15 protein-coding genes are annotated in these 9,106 nt (G+C 31.6%); 14 read left to right on the forward strand and 1 reads right to left on the reverse strand.

The annotated features are described in order from the left end of the window. Position 1: 1 nt before the first annotated feature. The 14 genes from J0M08_12055 (at position 2) to J0M08_12120 (ending at position 8,641) form a co-directional block, all read left to right on the forward strand. Positions 2 to 481, forward strand: a complete 480-nt coding sequence (locus J0M08_12055; protein MBN8703791.1) for a hypothetical protein — start codon at positions 2 to 4, stop codon at positions 479 to 481. Then, entirely contained in the window at positions 438 to 1,436 is a 999-nt protein-coding gene (locus J0M08_12060) for a hypothetical protein (protein MBN8703792.1), read from the forward strand. The genes J0M08_12055 and J0M08_12060 overlap by 44 nt, the downstream gene beginning before the upstream one ends. Positions 1,437 to 1,458: 22 nt before the next feature. Then, positions 1,459 to 2,076 (forward strand): toxin-antitoxin system YwqK family antitoxin, encoded by a 618-nt coding sequence (locus J0M08_12065; protein ID MBN8703793.1) that lies wholly within the window; start codon positions 1,459 to 1,461, stop codon positions 2,074 to 2,076. Between the two features lie 106 nt (positions 2,077 to 2,182). Continuing rightward, positions 2,183 to 2,497: a hypothetical protein gene (locus J0M08_12070; GenBank protein ID MBN8703794.1), complete on the forward strand. Its 315-nt coding sequence runs from the start codon at positions 2,183 to 2,185 to the stop codon at positions 2,495 to 2,497. Positions 2,498 to 2,785: 288 nt separating this feature from the next. Further along, the gene (locus J0M08_12075) at positions 2,786 to 3,352 is read left to right on the forward strand and encodes a hypothetical protein (protein MBN8703795.1); all 567 of its coding nucleotides are present in this window, start codon (positions 2,786 to 2,788) and stop codon (positions 3,350 to 3,352) included. A gap of 2 nt (positions 3,353 to 3,354) precedes the next feature. Continuing rightward, positions 3,355 to 4,338 (forward strand): DUF4868 domain-containing protein, encoded by a 984-nt coding sequence (locus J0M08_12080; GenBank protein ID MBN8703796.1) that lies wholly within the window; start codon positions 3,355 to 3,357, stop codon positions 4,336 to 4,338. Positions 4,339 to 4,381: 43 nt separating this feature from the next. Beyond that, a complete protein-coding gene (locus J0M08_12085) occupies positions 4,382 to 4,675 on the forward strand; it encodes a hypothetical protein (GenBank protein ID MBN8703797.1) in 294 nt (97 codons plus the stop codon). A gap of 24 nt (positions 4,676 to 4,699) precedes the next feature. Continuing rightward, positions 4,700 to 4,972, forward strand: coding sequence for a DUF2185 domain-containing protein (locus J0M08_12090; protein MBN8703798.1), 273 nt, complete (start codon positions 4,700 to 4,702; stop codon positions 4,970 to 4,972). 231 nt (positions 4,973 to 5,203) lie between these two features. Further along, complete coding sequence (locus J0M08_12095) at positions 5,204 to 5,422, forward strand: hypothetical protein (GenBank protein MBN8703799.1); 219 nt, start codon at positions 5,204 to 5,206, stop codon at positions 5,420 to 5,422. Next, positions 5,423 to 6,046, forward strand: coding sequence for a hypothetical protein (locus tag J0M08_12100; protein MBN8703800.1), 624 nt, complete (start codon positions 5,423 to 5,425; stop codon positions 6,044 to 6,046). It abuts the gene before it with no gap. A gap of 213 nt (positions 6,047 to 6,259) precedes the next feature. Next, a complete protein-coding gene (locus tag J0M08_12105) occupies positions 6,260 to 6,373 on the forward strand; it encodes a hypothetical protein (protein ID MBN8703801.1) in 114 nt (37 codons plus the stop codon). 411 nt (positions 6,374 to 6,784) lie between these two features. Then, positions 6,785 to 7,699, forward strand: a complete 915-nt coding sequence (locus J0M08_12110; GenBank protein MBN8703802.1) for a hypothetical protein — start codon at positions 6,785 to 6,787, stop codon at positions 7,697 to 7,699. Between the two features lie 283 nt (positions 7,700 to 7,982). Beyond that, a complete protein-coding gene (locus J0M08_12115) occupies positions 7,983 to 8,402 on the forward strand; it encodes a hypothetical protein (protein ID MBN8703803.1) in 420 nt (139 codons plus the stop codon). Next, positions 8,399 to 8,641, forward strand: coding sequence for a hypothetical protein (locus J0M08_12120; GenBank protein ID MBN8703804.1), 243 nt, complete (start codon positions 8,399 to 8,401; stop codon positions 8,639 to 8,641). Before J0M08_12115 ends, J0M08_12120 begins: the two co-directional genes overlap by 4 nt. A 6-nt stretch (positions 8,642 to 8,647) precedes the next feature. Here J0M08_12120 and J0M08_12125 read toward each other — a convergent pair. Then, positions 8,648 to 9,106 (reverse strand): hypothetical protein (locus J0M08_12125; GenBank protein MBN8703805.1); only part of this gene is annotated, 459 nt, incomplete at its 5' end.

Raw genomic sequence — 9,106 nt, forward strand, 5'->3', positions numbered from 1 at the left:
AATGAATTTAATTTCAATTTTATTAATAATAACAATACTGCTTTTTAGTGATTGTACAACAAAATGTACAGTTTTATCTGACGTAAACGAATCCCAGCAAAATGGAGAATTCTTAACTAAAGAAAATCCATCAAGACAATGCAATTCAGAATTAATATCTAAAAAAGTAAAACTTAAAATTAATCATGAATCGGTTTGTAATCTTCATGAGTTTCAATTGTTAGTATGGTTAAATTATCATCCCATTTATAGAGGTTCTTATAATATGGAAATTCCATTAGACGTATCAATTTGTAAAGACGAATCATATGAGATTGTAATTTTCCTAATTGATTCTAAAAAACAGGTTCATTATTCATGGCACAAAAAAGATGCTTACACTCTTTCTGAAATTAATTTCAATTCAATTAATATTTCTTTACTTGAAAAAGAAAACTATGATTATAATAATGGAATGGAATACAAAATTGAATTCAATTAATGATGGTCAAGCCTTAAAGTATGGTCGTGATCCAGGAATTGGTAAAGCGAGTACATGGTATAAACCGTTGGATAATACGAACAACGACACAATTGATTCTTATGTAGCTGATATTAGTTCTTCTAAGGATTATGGGGCGTTTGGGGAATACTTAACTAACAGGAATTTTAATCGTAACGAATATCCTAATTCATTCAATGGAAAGCGTGATGATAATGAACTTTTTGGGTGGCAGGATTATGGGTTCCGTAACTACTTGAAGGGGACTAGGCGTTTTGATAGGCATGATGAGTTGTTTATTAATAAAAAATACCCTGAGTTAAGTCCGTTCCAGTTTGGTTCGAACAACCCAATTCAGAATATTGATGTCGATGGATTAGAAGGAACTAACTCGTTACTCCTTCCGTTGAACCCAACAGCCCATATTTCTTTGATGCAATTCTCTTATTCATTAATTACTGGTAATTACGGAGTACTTATTAGTTCAGACAAGCAACTTGGTTCACAAAATCTGAGTGGGGCTTCGAAAGCTAAGCCGGGAATGAAGTTAATTGAGATAAAGTATGAAACATTCGATTTGTTACGAACAGCAAATTCAGCTTTAGATAAAGCTAGTCCATATCAACCAGTCGAACAAAAGAAAGTTTCCGATAACAGGACATTGACGGAGCAAAAAAATACCGGAAAAAGAGAGACACAAACAACTAAAGCGGGAGAAAGGGCAACTAATAGTTATGAAAATGCTGATTTTGCAGATCAGAGTCAAGATTCTAATGAGCCCGTAAATGAAGACGAACAATCATATCTTAAATATGATCGTGGGAAAGATTCGGCTACTCATTATTATAAAATTATAGGCAAACAGTATACAAATCCGGTTGGGAAGGAACAAGCTAAAGTAATGGAAAGCTGGGGTGTTAAGGTTAAAACAGAATCAAAGGCTAATCAGAAGTAAAAAATAAAAAAACTAGATTATAATGTTAAAAAAAACATTAATTGTATTAGTATTGATTATACTTTATTCATGCAATAAGAGAAAGGAAATAACTGAATATTATTCAAATGGTAAGGTTAAGGAAGAATGTGAATATATTGATGGGCAAAAGAATTGGATAGTAAGAAATTATTATGATAATGGTCAAGTACAAACTGAAGTCTTTAAAAAAGATTCATTAGCTCATGGCAAAGAATTATCATACCATCCGAATGGAAAATTAAGGTCTGAGGGTGAAAATAAGGATGGGCAAAGAATTGGATTGTTCAAGTTTTATTATGATAATGGAATTTTGGAGGCTGAAGAGTTTTATGTGAATGGCTTGTTAGATGGAACTTCAAAAGAGTACTATCAAAATGGAAAGATAAAAACAATTTATTCTTTTACTGGTGGAAAAAAAGATGGATTGTTTAAATACTTTTATGAAACTGGAAAAATTAAGAAAATAGAGGGATACAAAAATGGAGAAGGCTTTTCAGATAAACAATATAATGAAGATGGAAAAGTTTACTACTATGCAACCGTTGACAGTGGTTTACTGGTTTATAAAGGGAATTGGATTCCGTTAGACACTGCATTAATTAATAAAAACAAAAAGTGATTTATTGAAATATCGGAATTGGCATAAAGCATACCAAGAAATTATCAATTCTTCAAAAAGGACAAGTCCTGAAATAAATTCAAAGTACAATAAAAAATAAAAGTATATGAAGGTAACGATTGAGAAATCTGATGATTTCGTAGAAGCAAAATTTGAAGATGTGAAGGAATTTGAGGAGTTCTATAAACTAGCAGATACTATTTGTGATAAATTAAAATCTTCTTTTGTAAATAAAGTTGATGATTTTGATTCTCTTTACTGGGAATTTCTATATAGTGGTGTTCGATTTATTCTTCATTATAACACATACTTAGGAATATCTATCTATCCTCATAAAAGCCAACAAGTAACAGGGAAAGAAGAAGATATTTTGAGAATGCTTTTAAGTACTATAGCTGTTGAAGAAGGAGGCAATAAATAATACACTAACAAAAAGTTGTTTTATTATTTGAGATTATAAGTACTCTCGGTTCCTATGAGTTTCGGATGAAGAAACAAGGAAAAGGAAATGGGGTAAGCCTCAAAAATCACTTAGAAGAAAAAATGGGACTTCAAAGTCGGAAATTAATTATTACAAATTAAAAGATAATTCATAAATAGACCACTTCATGACCGAAAGTTAGACATTATCTGAATTTCAGTATGCTTCTTTTCTGCTTGAACCGCGGTTTGTTATCTGAATGGTTCTTAATTTAAAACTGATGATTGTATGTTAAAAAAAACTACATTATTTGCTTTGTTTTTAGTTTCATACATTCCCCTTTTTCTCATTCTTGCTATACAAAATTTGAATGATAAGATGTTAGATGAACAAGGAATTGCATTAAGTATTATGCCAATTCTTAAAAACAATTTGTTTTCGTTGGTTCTTGTGACAATTTCAATTTTATCTTTTCTCTACTATTTGATTTTCATTAAGGTTAATGCCAGTGCAGGTTTTCGAAATCCTAAAAAGGTAGTTAGAATAAAAAACTCAGGTATTGAGTACCTCTCTTATCTAGCAACATATATTATCCCTTTTATTGGTTTAAAATTTGACACTTGGAATAATCTGCTTGCAACTACTTTATTATTTCTCATTATAGGGTTCATTTATACAAAAACGAATTTACTTTATGCCAACCCTACACTGGCTCTTTTTGGTTATTATATATTCCAAGCAACATTTGAAGATGGAGAAGAACGAACTGTAATCAGTAAAGGGAAATTGAAGAAAAATGCTTCATATAGGTATAAAGAACTTGACGAAGACCTTTATTTTATTAAAATCACTTGATAATGAACAAAGCTCAATTACAGGAAAAACTTCAATATTTCATACAAGACGGGGAAACTGTAAGTGTGGAAATGTATCTTCAATACGAAGATGACAATAAAAGCATTCTCACTTACCTACCCGCAACAGAAGAAAATAAACTTAGTCCTGCCTTAGGTAGAATTGTCCGTTCTCAAATAAAGAATAAATTTTTTAATGAGTCGGAAGATTATCAATATGAAATCGTAAGTGCAAATACAGCCGAAGCAAATAATGTCAGACAAGTTTTCCATATTAGTAAAGCTGACATCCCCAGAGCATCTGTAATCTTTGATGCAGTTGTAAACAATAAGGCAGGAGAGTTTCCTAATAATTTGGAATTAGAGAGAGTGTGGTCTTATATCTTTAAGGTAGATTGTTTAAATGCAACAATATATCTTTTCAAAAAAAACTATCAGATAAGTGTTTTGAAAAAGGAAAGTAGTTATGCTCTTCTTTTTTCCAATAATAAACTAAGTTTACTTGATAAAGATTTACTGCGTTTAAGCAAGCATTTTGATGTTATGCTTATTGAAGAAGAACTTATCATTCTCAACCGTTCAGAATTTGAAAAAGCCTTTGATTATGTAGGTGCAATGAAAGCGGCCGCAGAAGTTAATATTGATGTAATTAAGAATTCAAAATTAGTTGATGGGATGGATATAATTTCAATGCTATCAAATAAAAAGAACACTTTGAGAAAACTTTTGAATATTAATCCTTTAAGTAAGATACTAACAAAAACACCTAAGCAGATTGTAAACCTTGCAAAGAAATATAAAGTAGAATTTAAAATGACCGATGATGAGGCTAAACTTTCAATTACAACTAAGAAGTCCGCAGTTGCCTTTGTAGAAATGTTAAATGATGACTACTTGAAATCAGAATTTTCTGGAAGTTTATATAAAATAAAAGGGAAATCGGAAATTGGGGCGACAAATAAAACAATAGCAAAGAATGCGATATGAATAATTTTTTTATTTATTTCGATTAGTTCAGTTTGCAACTAACATGATAAAGATTAAGGCAAGAATTAGATTGTATAGTTCAGATAAAGGCAGAAAAACACCATTTACTGATGGTTACAGGCCATTATTTAATTTTGTTGAAGAAATGAAAGCTTCTGGTCAAATAACCTTATTAGACAGAAAGGAGTTCTATCCAAATGATGAAGCAGAGGTTGAAATTCGTTTTGTTAGTAAGGAATATTTAGGAGACGATATTAAAGTTGGTAAAAAATTTGTATTTGGCGAAGGACGTTCTAATTTAGGTGAAGGTGTTGTAATAGAGATATTAGAGTTTTGAGGCGAAAACAAAACAGACTAAATAATGGAAAATATAGATTTAGATGGAGTAGCTATATCAACACGAAATATTGTTTACAAGGCAGCCGCTATCTTGAAGGTATCGCATGACGATGATGGTGTTTGGCAGTTTTTAGATGGTTCATCTGAACCTGATGAAAATGATGCAGTTGTTATTAGTTTGGGAACAATACTTAATATTGACCCAACACTGAAAGAAATTTTAAATCTACCTTTGGGTTCAAACGCATTTAGAAGAGATGAAGGTTCGACATGGATTGTAAGAAATCATAATTGAGGTTCAATAAAACAACAAAAGCAGTAAAAAATTGTTTCATTATTTGAGATTATAAGTACTCTCGGTTCCTATGAGCTGCGGAGTTACTAGTCTTTTTACTGTAAAGTTTTAAAATTTCTAAGGATGACCTGTAAGCTCCCCTCTTTTTTGATCCTGATAAAAATAGAAAACGGGCAAACGGCAGCATTGATAACTATTGATTTCCTATCTCAATTGTTGTAAATTTATGGTATGAGTAATTCAAATTGGAGTGCAGAGAAACTAAAGGAATTTAAGGAGAAAAGCGTTGGCTTTATTGAGAAGCTTAGAGCAGAAACCCTTTCTAAAGGCGTGTTTTTTTCCTACCAAGTTGAAGGTGTTACTTATGTAGATTTACCCAACGGAGAAACCTGGGAGATTTCATACAATAGCCAATCGGATTCAATTAACTATTTAAAAAAGGTAAGATAGTTGGCAGATTTTTATTTTATTGCCGGACCTAATGGCGCTGGAAAATCAACTAATATTGAGTATCTGAAAAATCTTGGTGTTGTTCCGGCCAATAATTTTCATATTAATACTGACAAGATTCTTAGTGAAGAATTTTCCCGTTTTGAAAAAAATAATGATTTGCTTGTTCAAGTGAACGCCTATGTAGGCAATATCGAAAGGCAACTTCAAGCGGATAAAGCAAACTATTCTAAAGAAACAAATTTTCATAAACAGGAGCAGATTTCAGAATGTTTTAGATTAAAGAACTTTGGATATAATGTGAATCTCGTTTACGTAAACATTGGAGATCCTGACTTATGCAGCGTTCGAGTTAATCAACGTGTTAAGCAAGGGGGGCATTTTGTTGATCCTATCACAGTGAAGGATAGATATGAAAAGGGCTTGAGCAATATTATTTCGCATTATAAAAAATTCGATAATGTTTATGTATTAAATAATTCTCAGAAGCCAGAAGTATTGTTTAAGGTCGAGCAAAACCAATTAATTAAAATTGCAGAGAAGCTTCCACAGTGGAGTGAAAAATTATTTAAAGAAATTGAATTAAGAGAAAACATGTATAAACGAAAAGGATTTTCCTTATAAACTTAACCCATGAAAAACAAATTATTTTTTTTCCCCATCAGTCTATTTTTACTTTTTGGAAGTATTTCTGCAACCAATGTTGCTGTAAGAATGTTGAGCGGAACTGTTGTTGTGGATGGAAAGGTATTATAAGCAGATTAAATATCAATAATACACGAAGAATCAGTATTATTGAAAATGAGTATAATTACGGGTTGAACTAACTTAAGGTATATACAAGAATTATTGGGGCATAAGAATCTAAAAACAACTCAAATATATACACATGTAAGTAGTGAAGGGCTGGGAAAAGTAACAAGTCCAATTGAAAAATTGAAATTAAAATAATGATAAATAATAGAGGGGTCAAAAAAGACAAAACCGGGGAAAGCCTACCAATTTTGGAAGGCTTTGTAGGGTTTTTAGATAGAAATCCCTTTATATAAAAGAGTTATGGCGCATTTAAAAATGACGAGAGACCTTAAAATATTGACATCATTTTGGTTCATTTTCGGACTGACAGTTCTTCTGTTGAACGACTTTGTTCTAAAAGAACTTTACGGAAATTGGCTGACTGGTAAACTCTCTGACTTTGCTGGACTTTTTATCTTTTCATTGTTTTGGGCGGAACTAGTACCAAGGCACAAAAACAAAATATTTTGGCTGACAGGATTTATATTTATCATATGGAAATCACCCTTCAGTCAAATTCTTATAGACAATTTCAATAATTTTGATCTGCTAAAAATCACCCGAACGGTGGACTACACAGACCTCATTGCTTTATTAATACTTCCTGTTGCATACAACTTTGAAAGTAAAAAGGAAAATATTAAAGCAATAAGAATCAGTCCCATTTTCCCTTTACTTATTTCAGCATTTTCATTTATTGCTACAAGTAAGTCAGACCCAAACGACAATCAAGACACACCAACTTTTCAGGATTCCCCTTTGGAATACGGAAATGAATTTAATATTGAAGAAAAGAAAATATCTTTTCAGCTATCAAAAAGAGAATTCATTAGAATACTAGATTTTTATGAAATTAACTATCCGTTCAAAATTACCAATGACAGTATGTTATTTGCGCATGTTTGGGCTTGGGACAATTTTGACACAATAGCACCAGTAATAAAAGTAGCAGTTGATGAAATAAATAATACTGTTGTTTTAAAATTACAATCAGTAGTTTATGACACTTCGATTACAAATACAAACTCAAGTTTTAAGGGATTTAAAGGACATTATAAACCGGAAAATCGAAAAGTACACGCTGACAGATTTGAAGCATGGTTTATTCCCCAGTTTTTATTAATTAAAAAAATTGACTCTCTAAACACTGTTGGATTAAATGGTATTGCAAATCATGAATACGAAAAATCTATAATGACATTTAATCAAGTTATTCAAATATCACCTCAATGGGCAATTACCAAATTAATGTTTTATAGTAGTATTGGCGACTGCTATGTTGGAAAGAGAGATTATAAAACTGCAATTATAAACTATTACAGGGCAGACTCTTTGAATCACTTATATTCAGGTTATAACTTTAGACCCGAACCGTATATTGGTTTGACAAAAGCTTACGAACAATTAAATCAGAAAGACAGTGCAGAAAAATACAGAGATATGGCAGTTAAAGCAAAAGAGTGGACTGATGAGCACAGATAAACGCGCCATAACATTACCTAAGCAAGATGCGGAGTGAGTGCAAGTTGCAAATGCATTTTTTAAAGGTGCGCTCCGCGCAACATTTTTTGCATTTGCCATTCAGTTCAGTGCTTTTAATTTATATTTGTGCGGCTAGACAGTTTAGTGCTTTTAATTTCCGCACCTCGCTTAGCTAAAAACCGTTACCTCCCAAAAAATAATTGTATTTGGGTTATTTATTAATCAATAGAAGAAATCTCTTTGAGTGTGTTTCAAAATGAAATTTGCTTAGTAATTTTGTGTTATGAAAAACAAACTATTTCTAATCCTCTTCGTTTTACTATTTCTTTTTAATCCTGCTTGGAGTCAAAAACAGGGTGTTCGAATGTTGAGCGGAACTGTTGTTGTGGATGGAAAAGTATGGAGTCAGAGAGCTTTCGTTGAGATGGAAACGAATAAATTAACCATCGAGCGCAAGAATTCAAGTAACGAAACAGTAAAGCAGATTGTTGTTTTGGAAGGCATAAAGAATTCACAAATTGAAATTAAAAAAAAAGAGATTGCAGGAGAGAATAGCTATTTTCTTTTTCTAGTTAATGTGAAGTCTGAGAAGGTTTTTGGTTCACAGAAATTTGAAACCGATAATATCTTAGTTCCTATTCCTAAGGAAATGAGTAAGGAGAATTGGAAGGAGGAAATAACGAACCTTTTGCTCACTAAATGAAAGTAGGTTTATACGAATTTAATAAGCTCACGAAGAATGAAAGAGCTGATTTGCTTTGGCAGCATGGGGAATTTGTTGGGAGTGTAAAATTGCGAGGCTTAAGTTTTTCCCTTTATACACTATCTGATTTCTACGTAGAAGTGTTGGTTCAAGAGGATGAAATCTATCATATTAAATCATTTAAAAAAGGTTATATGTTAGATAAATATTTAGACCGCATTCAAATTGATACTTTTTGAATTTGATCATAGTAGTATTTTCAAATCACGAAATATATTTTCTATTTTACTTTCATATTCTGTTGAGCAAATAAAATAATTATCAATTAAGGCATAGTCTAGATAGCTAATACCATCACTAAAAGTGGATAGTTTTTGATTCTTTGAATTGAGCGTAATTTCCTTCCCAATTTCCTCTTTTACTTGGATCGGAATTATTTCTTCAAATAGGGTTGCAAATCCAATTTTTGAATCCAACTTTCTAGATAATCCTTCCAAAACTAATAATTCAATATTTTCCTTACTTAACGCCTCTTTAAAACTGTTGCTTGTTCGTATACGTTTTAGGGTGTATGCGCTTGTGTAGAAGATTTGATTAAAGAATCTTTCCAAGCCAAAGCTGAATTCGATAGTTTGCAGATATTTTTCAAAGAGGGCTACAGGTTCCTTATAATTATATATTCTTTTCCATCTCTTGTAAGACTT

It is taken from the genome of Bacteroidota bacterium, assembly GCA_017303975.1.
In the GTDB taxonomy this organism is placed as follows: domain Bacteria; phylum Bacteroidota; class Bacteroidia; order JAFLBG01; family JAFLBG01; genus JAFLBG01.